The organism is Acidithiobacillus sp., from assembly GCF_027322205.1.
In the GTDB taxonomy this organism is placed as follows: Bacteria; Pseudomonadota; Gammaproteobacteria; order Acidithiobacillales; family Acidithiobacillaceae; genus Acidithiobacillus.
The window spans coordinates 1-15148 of record NZ_DAHVHY010000021.1 but is presented as its reverse complement, the minus strand read 5'-3'; the positions used below and the strand labels follow the sequence as shown (position 1 = coordinate 15148).

Below are 15148 nucleotides of genomic sequence, written 5' to 3'. Positions count from 1 at the left end.
GTCCTCAGGCCACATTCATAAAGCTGTCTTTATTCTGTACCCGGCGCAGGGCATCTTCGCGGGTCACTTTGTGGGCACGGACCAGGTCAGCAAGACACTGGTCGAGCGTTTGCATGCCCTGATTTTGTCCGGTCTGGATCACCGAGTACATCTGCGCCACCTTATTTTCGCGAATGAGGTTACGGATAGCCGGAGTGGCAATCATAATTTCATGCGCGGCTACCCGGCCTTTGCCGTCGGCCGTTTTAAGCAGGGTCTGAGAAACAACCGCACGCAGGGATTCTGACAGCATCGCACGTACCATATCCTTTTCCCCCCCGGGGAAGGAATCGACAATACGATCGATGGTTTTCGGCGCGGAACTGGTATGCAGCGTCGCCAACACGATATGGCCGGTTTCCGCCGCGGTCAAAGCCAGGCGCATGGTCTCCAAGTCACGCAATTCGCCCACCAGAATAATATCCGGGTCTTCGCGTAAAGCTGAGCGCAGGGCATTTTCAAAGGAGTGGGTGTTGGCGCCCACCTCGCGCTGGTTGATGAGACACTTCTTGGGGGTGTGCAGGAATTCGATAGGATCTTCAATGGTAATAATATGATCAGCGCGGTTCGCATTGATATGATCCACCATCGCTGCCAACGTTGTTGATTTACCTGACCCGGTCGGCCCAGTGACCAGCACCAGCCCACGCGGTACGTTGATGATCTCCGTAAACGACTTGGGTGCATTGAGATCTTCCAGACTCAGCACCTTGGCGGGAATCGTCCGGAATGCCGCCGCGGGTCCGCGGTCCTGGTTGAACGCATTGACACGAAAACGCGCCACACCCGGCAACTCATACGCAAAGTCGATTTCCAGATTTTCTTCATACCACTTCCGCTGGGAATCATTCATGATGTCGTAAATCATGCCATGTACGGTCTTTCTGTCCTGCGCCTCCACATTGAGGGGGCGAATATCGCCGTTGATCCGCAGCATAGGCGACAAACCTGCCGAAATGTGTGTGTCCGAAGCATTGTTTTTCACCGCGAAGGCGAGCAGTTCTGAAATGTCCATCATGCAACTCCCAAAATAAACGACCCGTGATTTGGGACCAAAGGGTATTGGGCGTTACTATAGTCGACCTTGACCATTTCGCCCACGTCTGCCGGAGACCGATGCCCCTCGCCGAACGCCTAACCCATGTGCAATGTGAGCTTGCCGATCATCCGCCGCAATGTCTGCTCGCCGCCAGCAAGGGTGTCGTGGCGGAGACGTTGCGTCACGCTTATGCCCTCGGCCTCCGTCACTTCGGCGAAAACTATCTGCAGGAAGCCCTGGACAAGCAAATGGCGCTGAGAGACCTGGATGGCATCGTCTGGCACTTCATCGGCCGCATCCAGCGCAACAAGACCGCAGCAATAGCCCGGCATTTTGACTGGGTGGAAAGTGTAGACCGCCCACTCATCGCTGAACGACTCAATACCGCGCGTGCGGGCATGGTGGCGCCGTTAAACGTGCTTATTGAGGTCGCTGTCAGTGCGGAAGACAGCAAAGGGGGTTGCGCCCCAGAAGATGTTCCAGAATTGGCCCTCGCCATTTCCCGTTTATCCAATTTACGGTTACGCGGCCTGATGGCCCTGGTCCACCCACAAGCGGAGCAGGCAGACGCCAACTTCCGCCGGATGGCAGAACTTTTCCTTGCGCTGCAACAGACCCCGGTCCATGCCGATCTGGATACCCTCTCCATGGGTACTTCGACGGACTATCTTCAAGCCCTGCAACACAGCGCTACCGAGATCCGTCTTGGTACCATCCTCTTCGGAGCACGCACCCAGGAGTCCTTATGATTACTCAGAATATCGTCTTCATTGGTGCTGGCAATATGGCACGCGCGCTCATCGCCGGACTGCGGCTTGAGGGCGTTACGGGTGAGCAGATTCAGGTTCACGCCCCCAGCGTCGTGCGCCGTGATGCGCTTGCGGAAGAATTCGGCATTCGCAGCCTGTCGGCGGCGGCGCAGAGTTTGCCGACCAACAGCGTGGTCATCTATGCCGCCAAGCCGAAACAAATCTCGCCAGTGCTTGCGCTGTGGCGACAAGTTTTTGCCGATGCCGGGGTGCTCTTTCTCTCTGTCGCCGCGGGTGTCGGCAGTGCGCGCATCGCCGCCGAACTGGATGCCGGGAGCGCCATCGTGCGAGGCATGCCCAACACCCCGGCGCAAGTCGGTGCCGGAGCGACCGCCCTTTACGCCCGCGAGTCGGTGAACGCCGCGCAACGTCAGGCCGCCGCAGCCATCATGTCCAGCGTGGGACAGATTTACTGGCTGAGTGATGAGTCGTTGATGGACGCCGTTACCGCGCTCTCCGGAAGCGGCCCTGCCTACGTCCTGCTTTTTCTGGAAGCGCTCGAAGATGCTGCCGTGCTGCAGGGCCTGGATCGGCCCACCGCCCGCGCACTCGCTTTACAGACCGTGCTCGGTACCGCGCAAATGGCTGCTGCCAGCACGCTCAGCCCGACCGAACTGCGCCATCAGGTTACCAGCCCCGGCGGCACCACGGCAGCGGGTTTGGCCGCCTGGGAAGAGCAGTTGCGGCCGCTGGCGCAGCGGGCCCTGGCCGCCGCGGCCGAGCGCAGCCGCGCTCTGGACAGCCCCAAAAAGGATATACCATGACCGAACTCAGCATTATGGCAGCCCGCCTTACCAGCCTTGTCCTGACCCTGCTGTTCTGGGCCATTCTCATCCGCGCCATCCTGTCCTGGGTACAGCCCGATCCGCGCCATCCGATCGTCCAGTTCCTCGATCGGGTAACCGGCCCCATTCTTTATCCGCTACAGCGGATCATCCCACCACTGGGAGGCATTGATCTCAGCCCGTTGGTGGCCATGCTTCTCATCGAGTTGCTCAAAGGCCTGCTGGTCAATGCCATTCTCAATTTAGGCAGCTAACCTGTTTAAGGCAGACTATGGCATATGCCACCTATAGAAGCGCCGCCCCCATACCTGCGCGTACAGGGTGACGACCTGTATTTGCGCGTCCATGTACAGCCGGGTGCGAAGGCCGATGCCATCAGCGGATGCCACGGCGATGCCCTCAAAATCCGTCTGCGCGCCCGGCCCGTGGACGGCGCCGCCAATACTGCCCTTTCCGCCATCCTCTGTGCTACCCTACGCCTCAAAGGATCGCAGATTACCCTGGTGCAGGGCGAAAGCGCGCGCGACAAAGTTCTGCGTATCCGCGCTGCGCCCGCGGGCGTTCAGACCCAGCTCAGAAAATATGCAGAATCCTCTCACCCACCTGCTCTCAACAGGGACGACCGATGAACACCACCACACCACACCAGACCCTTGATGCCATCCTCGAAATCTATGCTAACCCCTTCAACGATCTGATTTTTGAGGCGCAAAAGGTGCATCGGCTACACTTTGATCCAAATGCCATCCAGTGCTCCACCCTCCTGTCCATCAAGACCGGGGGTTGCTCTGAGGATTGCGGCTACTGTTCACAAAGCATCCATCACCAGACGACGCTCAAGGCAGAAGCCCTCATGGATCTTGAGCAGGTCCGTGCGGCCGCACAGGAGGCCAAAGCCAACGGGGCCCAACGCCTGTGCATGGGGGCTGCCTGGCGCTCCCCCCACGACAAGGATATCGAAAAAGTCGCCGCTATGATTAGTGTGGTCAAAGAATATGGTCTGGAAAGCTGCGTCACCCTGGGCATGCTTAAGTCCGGGCAGGCGGAACGCTTACAGAATGCCGGCCTCGACTACTACAACCACAACCTCGATACCTCACCCGAGTTTTATGGCGAAATCGTCCACACCCGTAGTTATCAGGACCGCCTTGATACACTGGAGGCGGTGCGTGACGTCGGCATTAAGATTTGCAGCGGCGGCATCCTCGGCATGGGTGAATCCCGCCGTGACCGGGCGCGGATGCTGCAAGTACTGGCACAACTGCCGCAAGCCCCGGAAAGCATCCCCATCAACGCCCTGGTTCCTATCCCCGGTACCCCGCTGGAAGCGGCCGAACCCATTGATGGCTTCGAGTTTGTGCGCACTATTGCTGTCGCCCGCATACTCTTCCCCAAGGCCTATGTACGACTCTCCGCCGGGCGCGGGGCCATGAGCGATGAATTGCAGGCGCTCGCCTTCCTGGCCGGCGCCAACAGTATTTTCCTTGGGGATCGTTTACTGACGACAGACAATGCCAGCACCGGCCACGATCAGGTGCTGTTCAGCCGACTAGGGCTGCACAGCAGCGAGGTCTGATCGCCCACGCCAAGACGAGCCTGGGTGGGCTAGCCCCGGTTTATCTCAGGAGTGTTCACCAAAGGACAGGGGAATGGAGTAGTTCAGCATGATTTCGTCTTCACCGGGGTCCTCCTGGGCGATATATGCGTTGGAAATATGGGCGATTTTGAGCCCCAATCGCGATTGATTCGCAAACTGATAAGCCAGACTCAACTCCAGGCGGAACTGGAAAACGCCATCCAGATATTTGCCCCGCCCCTGATTATATCCACCCATGCCAAGCACTGGCGTCAGCACCCAGTGATCCCAGGCAACATCCGAGTACAAGCCGGTGTAACCCATGAAGCCGCCATTGGTATTAGCGACCATACCCCAAAGCGCGCCAATGCCGAACAACTTGGAGGCAGACTGATATTCCAGATCGATTTCGGGAAGGGTCGCATTACCTCGATGTCCGGGACCGGGTTCAACGCCTGCCGCATTAAAGGCACCGATGCCGGCACTGAAATAAGCAGGACCACCCTGAATCACATGCAACCCCGTATCCTCTGCCTGCGCCGACCCTGTCACCTGCAGACCCAGTGCAGCAGCACCCATAATCCCTGCCCAGATCCTCATATCCTGCTTCATGACTGCTCCTTATTAGAGATATGTCGGCCGCCTTGCCGACAGGAATCGTTTGCGTTATGGTATCAACCGAACGGTCAGTATGCGTTCACTCAGCATACGTGTCAAAAAAATCTGACAGATCTGGGCCACACGGACATTACGCGCAAAACCTTATGTTAAATGGGTTCTTCGCATAAACTGACATTCAGAAACAGGTCCGGAGAGTCACCCGGCTGCTTGGATTGCAACAAGGGATATATATGCGCTGGCTCAAACGCCTTTCGGTTCTGATCATCATCGTCGTCGTTGCCTTCGGCGCCTACGCCTACTTCCAGATTGCTGATTACTACCCCAACACGAACGATGCTTATGTACATGCCCATATCGTGAACGTCGCACCGCGGGTTACGGGGCATATCGTCGCTATTTATGTGCATGACAACCAGGTCGTGCAGGCTGGACAGCCTTTGGTCAAAGTGGATCCGCAGGCCTATCGTTACGACCTGCAGAAAACCGAGGCCGAATTGATGCAGGCAGAGCGGCAAACCACCGCCATTCGGGCCAACATTACCAAGGCACAGGCCAAGATCAGCGCCGACCAGATCAATTACCAGAATGCCCGGCGCAACGCACAACGCGCGGAGTCATTAGCGGCGCAGAAATACCTGTCTGCGCAACAGGCAGATAATCAACTGACCGCCGCGAAAAGCGCCGGAGCGCGCTTGGCCGCCGATCAGGCCGCTCTGGCGGAAACGCGGGCACAGCAAGGGCTCAACGCCGCTCGTATCAATGCCGCCAAGGCAGCGGTCAGCACCGCGAAGATGTATCTTGCCGAGACCACCCTCTACGCGCCGATCACCGGGGTCGTCAGTAAAGTAGATAATATCCATGTGGGCGACGTGGTCAATATCAATCAAGATTTGTTCCCTCTGATCGGCAATGCGGAATACTGGGTTGAAGCCAACTACAAGGAAACCGATCTTGACCGGGTGCATCCCGGTCAGACTGCAAAAGTCACCATTGATATGTACCCCAACCATCGCTTCAAAGGAAGGGTAGTGAGCCTGAGTGGTGGTGCCGGCAACGCCTTCTCACTGCTACCCCCGGAAAATGCCACGGGTAACTGGGTCAAGGTAACACAACGCGTGCCCGTGCGAGTCCTCATCACCAACCCGGATCCCAGGTTTCCGCTACGGATTGGCACCAGCGCGTCGGTCACGGTGGATACGGGTGGAGCGCCGCGCTGGGTCGAGGCGTTGCGACCGCTCCTCTGAAATCAGAGGCTAATCAGAAATCAACGTGCCCACGCCCGCGTCGGTGAATATCTCCAGCAACAGCGCATGGGGTACCCGACCATCAATGATATGCGCGGCGTGAACCCCGGCGGCCACCGCATCCAGACAGCATTGAATCTTAGGCAACATGCCGCCATAAATACGTCCATCGGCAACCATCCGATCCACCTCAACAGCCTCCAAATGCGTGCACAACTGCCCGTCCTGATCCAGCACTCCGGCGACATTGGTCATCAGAATCAGCTTCTCAGCCTTCAGCGTCGCGGCGAGGGCACCCGCCACCAAGTCTGCGTTGATATTGTAGGACTCGCCCAGGGAACCCACACCAATCGGCGCCACCACCGGAATGAATTCGCCCTGATCCAGCAATCGGATAACATCAGGGTTCACCCGAGCGACCTCGCCCACCAGACCGAGGTCCACACCGTCGTGGCGCAAAGGACGGGCGCGCAGCAATCCACCATCCTTTCCCGTCAGTCCCACCGCGCGGCCGCCCGCCTGGTTGATGGCCTGCACGATCTCCTTGTTGACGCGCCCGCCGAGGACCATTTCCACCACTTCCATGGTGGCCGCATCAGTCACGCGCATGCCATCCACAAAACGGGTCTGCACTCCAAGGCGCTCCAGCATGGCGCCAATCTGCGGTCCGCCGCCATGCACCACCACCGGATTCATGCCCACCTGCTTCATCAGGGTCACATCGTAGGCAAACTGCTTCTGAAGATGGGCTTCGGTCATGGCATTGCCACCATACTTGATGACGATGGTACGGCCATGGAAACGCTGCATATAAGGCAACGCCTCCACTAATATATGCGCCTGTAAGTGAGGATCCTTGTGCATAGAACTCATCGTGTACTCGCCATATCTACCGAAGATGCTGGAATCAGCCCACGCAAAAGAATTTCCACAATTCCGGCGTCATAACCTGCAGGATCATCGGCAAAGATAATGGGCGGATAATGACGCAGGATATCGCGGGACTGGAAAAAGAAAACATTCGCACCCAACAGCAGGGTTGCCACCAGGGCCGGGTCAAAATCTACCCGCAGCTCACCCCGGGACTGACCGGTCTCAAGCACTGCGACCAGTGCCGAAAATACATCAGCAAAGCCCTGTTCGGCGAACTCTTGTGCTCTGGGCGCGCCCTTTTCGAGAATTTCCCGCCATACCAGACGCACCAATTCCGGTCGGTCTAACAGTGCCTGAAGATGACAGCGCGCAAAATGCCGGAGCACATCCACCACGGCTCCATGGGCGTTGACTGCGTCATTGAGCAACGTTCGCAAATTGTGACTGGCATCGCGCAATACCGCAAGATAGAGCGCGTCCTTGTTGGGAAAATAATGATAGATATTGGCTTTGCTGATACCCGCCTGCACAGCGATGGCATTCATGGAGACGGCATCAAACGCCTTATCGGAGAAGAGTTTTTCAGCGGCCGCCAAAATCCGCTGTCGTCCCTCGCCTTCGATCGCCAGTGGCAAATCCTCCATGAACCTTCCTCCGCCCCCAATCTGCACGTCGCGACTGCACTTGCGCAACACCCGACCAATCGGTCAATATCCGGGCAGTGTAGCACCACCCACGGCGATTGTCCCTCCATAGACAAAGGTGGATAGTTTAGTTATCCACCATCCGTCTGCAATTTGCTATTCTAGGCGCCAAAGATTTCGGCAAAGGAAGCACACATGTTTACCCATACACCCAGCCAGGGAGACCTGTCTTTTTCTTTGTTGTTGCGAGCACTTCGCGGCATCACCTTATGGCAACCCATTCTGGTGTACGTCATCGCCGTGTTCCTGGGCATGACCGGCCTGGAACTCTTCGCGCAATGGCCTGGAGGATGGGCAGGCGCCACCATTGGGATAATCATCCTGCTGATCAGTTTTGGTGTCGGCTACCTAGGCGCTGGCGGTGTTCTACTGCACGAGGCGCGCGGCGACCCATTGCCGGGGATAGCTAAAAGTCTCCGCTTTGGCATACGGGTGCTGCCGCGTCTGCTGGGGCTGCTGATTATTGAAAGTCTTTTGCTGTTGGGCATTTTTGTCGTAGAAGTATTGGGATTTCTCGCTTGCAGAATACCGGGGGTTGGCGCGATGCTCTTTGTCCCGCTCTTCCCTGCCATCATGTTGGTAAACGCCATTGTCTTCGTCCTCGCCATTATTGTCTTCAATCTCTCCGGACCCGCTTTGTGGCACGGCGAAAGCGTAGGCAACTCACTCCGTCATACCATCGCCATCGCTCGCAATAAACCAGGTTCTATTCTGCTGATGATGTTGCTGCTCGCCGCTTTGGCAACGGTTATGGGGATTATCATCGCGGTGATTCTCTACACTGGATATAGCATGGCACTAACGGCTGCCACCCCCGTGCTGGCCGCAGAAATCAGCCGCAGTGCAGACATGTTCTGGCAAATGCTGGGGGCACTGTCTGGCGACAGACTCATCAGCGGCGAAATACTTGCGCAACCGGTGGCAACGAGCACCTCCTTATATAACACGGGGCTCAGCATGGGGGTTGGTCTGGCCGGTGCGCTGGTATTTATTCTCCCCAATGTGGTGTTCCTGCTGGGTATGGCACATATCTATATTGAGGCCCTTGAACTGGTAGCACCGGAGGATGTCTAATTTCGCCATGGGAAAATGTATACGCCAACTGGAAATTGAGAAAAACCGCTGCCAGAGTTGTGGTATGCCGCTGCAGTTTGATCCCCGAGGTGGCGGGACGGAGGCCGATGGCAGCCATAGCACCCGTTACTGTAGCTACTGCTATGGGGCGGGCCAGTTCAAGGAACCGGAACTGACGCTGGACGCCATGCAGCACCGTGTCCGTCAATTGATGCGCAACCGCAATACCCCATGGTATATCCGCGCTTACATGGCGCACCGCGTACCAACGCTGGCGCGCTGGCGGGGATGCAAAAAGCGTTAGTTGGAATCTCGTATTACAAAAAGCCCCCGCATACTCATCGCTTCGGGGGCCTCTGTACGTGAAAAACCGCTCAGATCTGGGGATTAAATCGCGGAACGGGGACGTCGGCCGCGACGAGGCTTCAGTTCCTGCATGAGCGCGTTTCCACGGTTATCCAATTCACCCAGCAGATGGCCATTATCACCCACGCGGTCACGAACTTCAGCGACAGCTGCGAGAATCTGTGCGGGCTCCCAATCAGGCACCAAACGAGAAATGCGGTCCATCAATGACCGTCGTTGTGCTTCACGCTCACGACGTGCACGCGGGTTTTCCTGCAAACTCCGTTTCTGCTGTTCAAATTTTGCCAACTGCTCACGCAGCCGCATTTCTGTCTGGCGTTGTTTCTCTTCCAAATCCGCCAGACGCTCTTCTGAGGTACGGCGGTGACGTTTTTTTGCTTGCGCTTCCATACTCGATCACTCCTTAAAATTAGGTTGCCATGGCGGAAAAAATCACCAATACGGTAATTATGTCAGCTTGTTTTTGCTTTGGCAAATACAAATGCATCGGCAAAAATATGTTCTGGATTCAATCCTGCTCCCTGTAAAGCAGCGGATAAGGAAAACACCATATCAGGATGCCCGCAAATATAGGCATCGATTGCGCTTGCGTCTGAAAAATCATGAATGACTTGTGCAGTAACATAACCGGTAGCTCCCAACCAGGAAGCATCCGGACGCGATACGATCCGGGTTACCCGAAAATGGTCGTGCCGCGACTGCCATTCACTCAGTAAATCCTGATAATAAAAATCTTCCGCATGACGTACACCCCAATAAAAATGGATCGGACGTACGGAGCCCTGCGCGAAGAGCGACTCGAGCATACTCTTAATAGGTGCAAAGCCAGTGCCGGTGGCGACCATCAGCAAAGGACGAGTGGATTCCTGACGAATAAAAAAGGTGCCTAACGGCCCTTCAAAACGCAGGATATCCTTTTCTTTCAAAGCACCGAAAACATGCCCGGTAAAGGCGCCGCCAGGCACTTTTTTGATGTGCAGTTCTAACAGCGTATCGTCGCCGGGTATATTGGCGAGGGAAAAACCCCGCCTGCCGCCATCTTTCAGAAGGATGTCGATGTACTGCCCAGGAAGGAACTGCAGGCGCTCTGTAGTAGGAATTTTTAGAAAGAGCGCACGCACATCAGGTGTCAAATCCACTATTTTAGCCACCCGCGACGGCAGGGTTTTAATCTGAATATCCTTGGCAGCGCCGATCTCCCGGACTTCTATGGTCACGTCGGACAAGGGCATGGCCTGACAGAAGAGCGCCAATCCCGTCTCCTTCTCCACCGCCGACAACCCTTTTTCTTCCACCTTCCCGTAATCCACTTCGCCACTGAGAATACGTCCCTTGCAGGTGGCACAGGTACCATTGCGGCAACTATAGGGAATGTTGAAACCATGCCGTAGCGCGGCCTCCAGGATAGTTTCATCACTATCGCAATCCATCTCGTGGCCACTGGGTTCAATATGCAGGCGGTAAGGCATAAGCACATCCTTTCATAACAATTTGAAAAAATTTTAGCGGGCATTCTAGCAGACGCGCGGCAGGCTGGTCCTGCTTCAGAGAAGCTCCCGGTTGAGATCATAGCGATTCACAATCCGGCAGAATAATTCCGCCGTCTGGCGCGCATCATAGAGTGCTGAATGTGCCTGCGTATGATCCCAGTCCAGACCGGCGGCCATAGCGGCCTTGGCCAGCACGGTCTCACCATAGGCCAACCCGGCCAAACTGACGGTGTCAAAGGTGCTGAAAAGATGAAAAGGATTATTTTTAACGCCCGTCCGCTTTTCTGCTGCTTTGATAAAAGACAGGTCAAAAGAGGCATTATGCCCCACAAGAATAGCACGCCGACATTGGGCAGCCTTTACAGCCGTGCGTACCGGCCTGAAGATCCCGCGCAAGGTTTCTTCCTCGGAAATCGCACCGCGCAGTGGCTGGAATGGATCAATACCAGTGAATGCCAATGCCGCCGGGTCGAGCACGGCCCCGGCAAAGGGTTGCACATGAAAGTGGTGAGCGGCTACCGGCCGTAACTGCCCCACTTCACCGCCAATGATAATCGCAGCCACTTCCAGCAAAGCATTACGGTCAGGATCAAACCCTGCCGTTTCCACATCAACCACTACTGGCAAAAAGCCGCGAAAACGTCCGGCCAAAGCCGCCATTAGAGTATTACCCCTCAATACGTTGAGAAAAAATCAGAGCGCGCGGTGCAGCCAGCAGGACTGCGGTGGAGACACTTAAGGTTACCGACGCGGTCAACATCACCATCACTACCAATTGCATGGATACCGCAGCGAGCGGCGCCATACCCGCCAGAATCATTCCCGCCGTAATACCTGGGATGTGAATCATCCCAACACTCTTCAGGCTATCAATAGTTGGAATCAGGGAACTGCGCACAACGCTGCTATACAGGCTACGCATAGCCTGGCGATGATGAGCGCCGAGGGCCAACATAGCCAGCAGCATATCCTCGCGTTGCTCCACCTCACTGCGCAGACGGTTGAGCGCCAGCGATACCGCATTCATCGCGTTGCCAATAATCATACCACCAATGGGGACCAATGATTCGCCGCGCCAGAAGACTAACCCGGACAGGAGCATCCAGCCGAGGGTGACGGTAGTCGCCACAGTGATGCTGATCACTCCGATCCAGTAGGCGTGAGGGATACCGGCACCACGCTTACGATTAAAGCGACCGGCCATCAGAGTCATGGCCACCAGGAAGAGTACCAGCAAAAGCGGTTGGTGCTGGCGGAACAGCCAGCCCAGCAAAAACCCCATCATTCCCAATTGGACCGTCGCCCGCGCCGCGGACCAAAGCAGTTCCTTGCCTACCCCGAGACGCTGCCAGGCGGACAAAGCCCAGGCACTACCCAGGAGGCCCATTACCCCTGCTATGGTCCATGGCGAGAAGGCGCTGAAAATATTCGGTGCGACGTGGTTCATTCGCGTTTACGCACCGCTGACAGCAGACGCCAGTCACCGGCCACAAAGCCTTCCAGGGGGCGAAAGTGCTTTTTATAGTCCATTTTCGGGCTGCTGGCGACCCAATAGCCGAGATAAAGGTGGGGCAAGCACTGCTTCCTGGTCCATTCAATCTGGCTGAGAATGGCAAAGGTGCCCAGACCGCGTTGCGGCAGATCCGGTGTGTAAAAAGTGTAGACCGCGGACACACCACTGCTCAACACATCCACCAGTGCCACCGCCAGCAGGCGCTCACCCTGCTCAAGCACCAGCAGGCGGGCCTCAACCCCACCGGTTTCGACAATCATTTCCCGGTACAGGCGATCCGCGTGCTCGTCCATGCCGCCCCCCGGATGCCGCCAGCGCTGATATTTGGTGAAGAGACGGGCGTGGGCGGCATCCCATTGTGGAGCTTGTTCACGCATTTGAATCTCCTGATTCCTCGCCCAGGTGCGGCGCTGGCTACGATCCGGCTGAAAATCGGCGACAGGAATGCGCACCGAGATACAGGCATCGCACTGAGGGCACATAGGCCGATAAGCGACTGGGCCATTGCGCCGAAATCCTTTCTGCAAGAGTTGGTCATATTGGGTGCTGCCCACTCTTTCACGGGGATCGCTGAGCACCAAAAGCTCTTCCTGATCGGGTAAATAGGGGCAACGCTGCACCGCGGAAAGATAAAAGGCCATCCTTAAAACACCTCGTGCAGGGGCAGCAAAGCCCTCCAGTCGGCTTGCGGCTGCAGCGTACGCAGGTAGGCAAGCGCCTGCAGAAAATCGCTGCGGGAAACTTCGCGTGCACCCATACTTTGCAGATGTGGGGTGATGAACTGGGTATCGATCAGACCAAAGCCCCAGTGCTGGAGGTGACGCGCTAGCAGGACAAGGGCCAGTTTGGAGGCATCGGGCACCCGGCTGAACATGGACTCTCCGAAAAAGAATCCGCCGAGGGCTACGCCGTAGAGCCCGCCGACCAGGCGGTCCTGCTGATAGACTTCCATGGAATGCGCCGCTCCGGCGGCAAAAAGATCCAGATAGGCGGCCCGCACCGCCGGAGTAATCCAGGTACCGCCCTGCCCGGCACGTGGCTCCGCACAAGCATCGATGACGCCAGCAAAGTCGCTGTCCATCTGGTATTGCCAGTCCCCGTTACGGGCCGACTTGCGTAAACTGCGGCTGATATGTACCGCCGAGGGTTCCAGGATACCGCGGGGATCGGGTGACCACCAGAGAATGGGGTCCTCCTCACCAAACCAGGGGAAGATGCCCTGCGCGTAGGCCCTGAGCAGGCGCTCCCGGGATAAATCTCCACCGATGGCAACCAGATTGCCGTCGGTCTGCTCCGGGTCGGGAAAAGGGGCTGACCGGTCATGACTGCGCAGGAGGACCGGACGTACGCCTTCAGGGCGCAACTGCACTGCCTCCTGCCTGCATCAAAGACTAGCCCCCATTTTACGGTACTAATTACCGGTAACTATACCCGTTTTGCAGCGCCTGCAGGGCCGCCACCCGCGCTTCCAGACTGGGGTGCGTAGCAAACCAGCCGCGCCAGCTTCCAGAAATGTAGGCTGTCGCCATGGGATCGCGCACCACGTCATGCACCACATGCATGGCTTCCGCCTGCTGATGCAGCTTTTGCAGCGCCGAGACCATCGGGGCCACGCCCACCTGCTCGGCAGCAAAACGATCCGCCGCGAACTCCCGGCGGCGCGAAAACCAAGTGATGGGAATCAGCGCCAGGAAAGACAGACCAATCTGCAAAACTATGGACACCATAAAAGCGATCATGGGCCGGTCATCAAACTGCCGCGCGGCCAGCATGGACAGCCAGAATACAAACGTATTCATCAAACCTTGTAGTAGGGTGGTACTCACCATATCGCCATTGTATACGTGCCCCATTTCATGGGCCAGTACCGCCCGCACCTCATTGTCACTGAGCAGGTTGACCAGACCACTACTCACCGCGACCATGCTGTGATTGCGACCCGGTCCGGTGGCGAAGGCATTGGGCTCATCATTCCAGTACACCCAGACTTCCGGCATGCGAATGCCCAGGCGGTTAGCGAGTTGTGCGACCGAGTCGTACACCAAACGCTCCTTGGCCGACTGCGGCGTATCGATGCGCTGCATCTGCAACCCCGCGCGCGCCAGATGTTTCGACATCAGCAGCGAAATAAAGGCACCACCAAAACCGATCACCAGCGCCCAGAGCAGATCCGCGCTGCGCACCGAAGCACGCAGATCGACACCGAAGGCCGGCAAAATAACGTTGATCAAGATGGCAAAACTAATCGACAGGCTGACGAATATCAACAGGTTCGCCACCACCAACAGCAATATGCTCTTGAATGATTTCATGACACTCACGCTCCATCAGAATATCTACAATTCCTACCGCGATGAACGCACTTTCCACCCGTGCATCGCGACTGAGATTGCCTTTTGTTTTTTATGGCAACACGGAACCAGTCTAACATCAATATAAGGACGCCGGAAGAGACAGATAAGGACACAGAACGGCGGCGGACCAGTGCGGGGTGTGGGGCAATACACCCAGACAGGGTGCTGGTAAATGCTGTTGCAAGGTCTCCAAGGTGCCCTCTGCGCCCGCAGAATTCAGGGTGTTCGCCACCCATCCGGCGAAGGGCAGGCCCCGTGCATGGATGGCCTCGACACTCAGCAGCGCGTGGTTGATGGCTCCCAGCCGCAAGCCCACCACCAGCAGCACCGGGAAATGCAGGTCCTTAGCCAGTTCGGCAAAGCCCCAGCCAGCGCCCAACGGCACGAGAAAACCACCCGCGCCCTCGACCAGCACGCAGTCCATCGCCACGGATTGCGCCCGGACGAAGGCCGCGACGCGCCCACGATCCACGGTGACGCCCGCCTGCTGCGCCGCCCAGTGGGGGGCCAGCGGCGGGTCGAAGGCGTAAAGATTGGTTTCGGCAATGCTGCGCGGGGGCTGGCTGGCGGCGCGCAAAATTTCCACGTCCTCCCAGGTACCGTCGGCCCCGACCCCCGAGACAATGGGTTTGAGGGCCGCAACGCGCATGCCGTGACCGGC

General features: G+C 57.1%; 20 protein-coding genes. 8 read left to right on the top strand and 12 right to left on the bottom strand.

Features of this window, described 5'->3' with window-relative positions:
* Positions 1-4 precede the first annotated feature (4 nt).
* Positions 5-1057, bottom strand: a complete 1053-nt coding sequence (locus M7F93_RS05215; protein ID WP_298170153.1) for a type IV pilus twitching motility protein PilT — start codon at positions 1055-1057, stop codon at positions 5-7.
* A 98-nt stretch (positions 1058-1155) separates the two neighbouring features.
* Here M7F93_RS05215 and M7F93_RS05210 point away from each other — a divergent pair, with 98 nt between their 5' ends.
* From M7F93_RS05210 to bioB, 5 genes are read left to right on the top strand one after another with little or no spacing between them, the layout of a single operon-like run.
* Positions 1156-1827 (top strand): YggS family pyridoxal phosphate-dependent enzyme, encoded by a 672-nt coding sequence (locus M7F93_RS05210; protein ID WP_298170151.1) that lies wholly within the window; start codon positions 1156-1158, stop codon positions 1825-1827.
* Positions 1824-2651, top strand: a complete 828-nt coding sequence (gene proC, locus M7F93_RS05205) for a pyrroline-5-carboxylate reductase (RefSeq protein WP_298170149.1) — start codon at positions 1824-1826, stop codon at positions 2649-2651. Before M7F93_RS05210 ends, proC begins: the two co-directional genes overlap by 4 nt.
* A complete protein-coding gene (locus M7F93_RS05200) occupies positions 2648-2926 on the top strand; it encodes a YggT family protein (protein ID WP_298170147.1) in 279 nt (92 codons plus the stop codon). The genes proC and M7F93_RS05200 overlap by 4 nt, the downstream gene beginning before the upstream one ends.
* Before the next feature lie 24 nt (positions 2927-2950).
* Positions 2951-3301, top strand: coding sequence for a DUF167 domain-containing protein (locus M7F93_RS05195; RefSeq protein WP_298170145.1), 351 nt, complete (start codon positions 2951-2953; stop codon positions 3299-3301).
* Positions 3298-4248, top strand: a complete 951-nt coding sequence (gene bioB, locus M7F93_RS05190) for a biotin synthase BioB (protein WP_298170143.1) — start codon at positions 3298-3300, stop codon at positions 4246-4248. The genes M7F93_RS05195 and bioB overlap by 4 nt, the downstream gene beginning before the upstream one ends.
* 45 nt (positions 4249-4293) lie before the next feature.
* Here the strand turns inward: bioB and M7F93_RS05185 are convergent, their stop codons facing one another.
* Positions 4294-4860: an acyloxyacyl hydrolase gene (locus tag M7F93_RS05185; RefSeq protein WP_298170141.1), complete on the bottom strand. Its 567-nt coding sequence runs from the start codon at positions 4858-4860 to the stop codon at positions 4294-4296.
* A gap of 239 nt (positions 4861-5099) precedes the next feature.
* Between M7F93_RS05185 and M7F93_RS05180 the strand changes: the two genes are divergently transcribed.
* The gene (locus M7F93_RS05180; RefSeq protein WP_298170139.1) at positions 5100-6113 is read left to right on the top strand and encodes an HlyD family secretion protein; all 1014 of its coding nucleotides are present in this window, start codon (positions 5100-5102) and stop codon (positions 6111-6113) included.
* A 9-nt stretch (positions 6114-6122) separates the two neighbouring features.
* On the opposite strand, the gene argB is transcribed toward M7F93_RS05180, so the two are convergent.
* Positions 6123-6977, bottom strand: a complete 855-nt coding sequence (gene argB / locus M7F93_RS05175) for an acetylglutamate kinase (RefSeq protein ID WP_298170137.1) — start codon at positions 6975-6977, stop codon at positions 6123-6125.
* Between the two features lie 5 nt (positions 6978-6982).
* Positions 6983-7630: a TetR/AcrR family transcriptional regulator gene (locus M7F93_RS05170; RefSeq protein ID WP_298170135.1), complete on the bottom strand. Its 648-nt coding sequence runs from the start codon at positions 7628-7630 to the stop codon at positions 6983-6985.
* 195 nt (positions 7631-7825) lie between these two features.
* Between M7F93_RS05170 and M7F93_RS05165 the strand changes: the two genes are divergently transcribed.
* Together M7F93_RS05165 and M7F93_RS05160 are read left to right on the top strand one after the other, a co-directional pair.
* Positions 7826-8764: a hypothetical protein gene (locus M7F93_RS05165; protein ID WP_298170133.1), complete on the top strand. Its 939-nt coding sequence runs from the start codon at positions 7826-7828 to the stop codon at positions 8762-8764.
* A 7-nt stretch (positions 8765-8771) separates the two neighbouring features.
* Entirely contained in the window at positions 8772-9068 is a 297-nt protein-coding gene (locus M7F93_RS05160) for a zinc ribbon domain-containing protein (protein WP_298170132.1), read from the top strand.
* Between the two features lie 83 nt (positions 9069-9151).
* Here the strand turns inward: M7F93_RS05160 and M7F93_RS05155 are convergent, their stop codons facing one another.
* The 8 genes from M7F93_RS05155 to bioD form a co-directional block, all read right to left on the bottom strand.
* Positions 9152-9520: a hypothetical protein gene (locus tag M7F93_RS05155; RefSeq protein ID WP_298170129.1), complete on the bottom strand. Its 369-nt coding sequence runs from the start codon at positions 9518-9520 to the stop codon at positions 9152-9154.
* Between the two features lie 62 nt (positions 9521-9582).
* Entirely contained in the window at positions 9583-10599 is a 1017-nt protein-coding gene (locus M7F93_RS05150; RefSeq protein WP_298170127.1) for a CDP-6-deoxy-delta-3,4-glucoseen reductase, read from the bottom strand.
* Positions 10600-10674: 75 nt separating this feature from the next.
* The gene (gene rnt, locus M7F93_RS05145; protein WP_298170124.1) at positions 10675-11280 is read right to left on the bottom strand and encodes a ribonuclease T; all 606 of its coding nucleotides are present in this window, start codon (positions 11278-11280) and stop codon (positions 10675-10677) included.
* Positions 11281-11287: 7 nt separating this feature from the next.
* Positions 11288-12067 (bottom strand): ABC transporter permease, encoded by a 780-nt coding sequence (locus M7F93_RS05140; RefSeq protein ID WP_298170121.1) that lies wholly within the window; start codon positions 12065-12067, stop codon positions 11288-11290.
* A complete protein-coding gene (locus M7F93_RS05135; RefSeq protein ID WP_298170118.1) occupies positions 12064-12774 on the bottom strand; it encodes an arginyltransferase in 711 nt (236 codons plus the stop codon). Before M7F93_RS05135 ends, M7F93_RS05140 begins: the two co-directional genes overlap by 4 nt.
* A 2-nt stretch (positions 12775-12776) precedes the next feature.
* Positions 12777-13502: a leucyl/phenylalanyl-tRNA--protein transferase gene (gene aat, locus M7F93_RS05130; RefSeq protein ID WP_298170115.1), complete on the bottom strand. Its 726-nt coding sequence runs from the start codon at positions 13500-13502 to the stop codon at positions 12777-12779.
* Between the two features lie 46 nt (positions 13503-13548).
* Positions 13549-14445 carry a protease HtpX gene (gene htpX / locus M7F93_RS05125; RefSeq protein WP_298170112.1) on the bottom strand — a complete coding sequence of 299 codons (897 nt, stop codon included), beginning with the start codon at positions 14443-14445 and terminating at the stop codon, positions 13549-13551.
* A 118-nt stretch (positions 14446-14563) separates the two neighbouring features.
* On the bottom strand, positions 14564-15148 hold a 585-nt coding region (gene bioD / locus M7F93_RS05120), incomplete at its 5' end, for a dethiobiotin synthase (protein ID WP_298170109.1).

What these genes read in the sequence shown, in the direction of transcription:
- M7F93_RS05165 (WP_298170133.1), top strand. Translation starts at nt 7,826, where the DNA reads ATGTTTACCCATACACCCAGCCAGGGAGACCTGTCTTTTTCTTTGTTG.
- htpX (WP_298170112.1), bottom strand. Translation starts at nt 14,445, where the DNA reads ATGAAATCATTCAAGAGCATATTGCTGTTGGTGGTGGCGAACCTGTTG.
- rnt (WP_298170124.1), bottom strand. Translation starts at nt 11,280, where the DNA reads ATGGCGGCTTTGGCCGGACGTTTTCGCGGCTTTTTGCCAGTAGTGGTT.
- proC (WP_298170149.1), top strand. Translation starts at nt 1,824, where the DNA reads ATGATTACTCAGAATATCGTCTTCATTGGTGCTGGCAATATGGCACGC.
- M7F93_RS05150 (WP_298170127.1), bottom strand. Translation starts at nt 10,599, where the DNA reads ATGCCTTACCGCCTGCATATTGAACCCAGTGGCCACGAGATGGATTGC.
- M7F93_RS05185 (WP_298170141.1), bottom strand. Translation starts at nt 4,860, where the DNA reads ATGAAGCAGGATATGAGGATCTGGGCAGGGATTATGGGTGCTGCTGCA.
- bioB (WP_298170143.1), top strand. Translation starts at nt 3,298, where the DNA reads ATGAACACCACCACACCACACCAGACCCTTGATGCCATCCTCGAAATC.
- M7F93_RS05155 (WP_298170129.1), bottom strand. Translation starts at nt 9,520, where the DNA reads ATGGAAGCGCAAGCAAAAAAACGTCACCGCCGTACCTCAGAAGAGCGT.
- M7F93_RS05210 (WP_298170151.1), top strand. Translation starts at nt 1,156, where the DNA reads ATGCCCCTCGCCGAACGCCTAACCCATGTGCAATGTGAGCTTGCCGAT.
- M7F93_RS05195 (WP_298170145.1), top strand. Translation starts at nt 2,951, where the DNA reads ATGCCACCTATAGAAGCGCCGCCCCCATACCTGCGCGTACAGGGTGAC.
- M7F93_RS05200 (WP_298170147.1), top strand. Translation starts at nt 2,648, where the DNA reads ATGACCGAACTCAGCATTATGGCAGCCCGCCTTACCAGCCTTGTCCTG.
- M7F93_RS05160 (WP_298170132.1), top strand. Translation starts at nt 8,772, where the DNA reads ATGGGAAAATGTATACGCCAACTGGAAATTGAGAAAAACCGCTGCCAG.
- argB (WP_298170137.1), bottom strand. Translation starts at nt 6,977, where the DNA reads ATGCACAAGGATCCTCACTTACAGGCGCATATATTAGTGGAGGCGTTG.
- M7F93_RS05135 (WP_298170118.1), bottom strand. Translation starts at nt 12,774, where the DNA reads ATGGCCTTTTATCTTTCCGCGGTGCAGCGTTGCCCCTATTTACCCGAT.
- M7F93_RS05180 (WP_298170139.1), top strand. Translation starts at nt 5,100, where the DNA reads ATGCGCTGGCTCAAACGCCTTTCGGTTCTGATCATCATCGTCGTCGTT.
- M7F93_RS05170 (WP_298170135.1), bottom strand. Translation starts at nt 7,630, where the DNA reads ATGGAGGATTTGCCACTGGCGATCGAAGGCGAGGGACGACAGCGGATT.
- M7F93_RS05140 (WP_298170121.1), bottom strand. Translation starts at nt 12,067, where the DNA reads ATGAACCACGTCGCACCGAATATTTTCAGCGCCTTCTCGCCATGGACC.
- M7F93_RS05215 (WP_298170153.1), bottom strand. Translation starts at nt 1,057, where the DNA reads ATGATGGACATTTCAGAACTGCTCGCCTTCGCGGTGAAAAACAATGCT.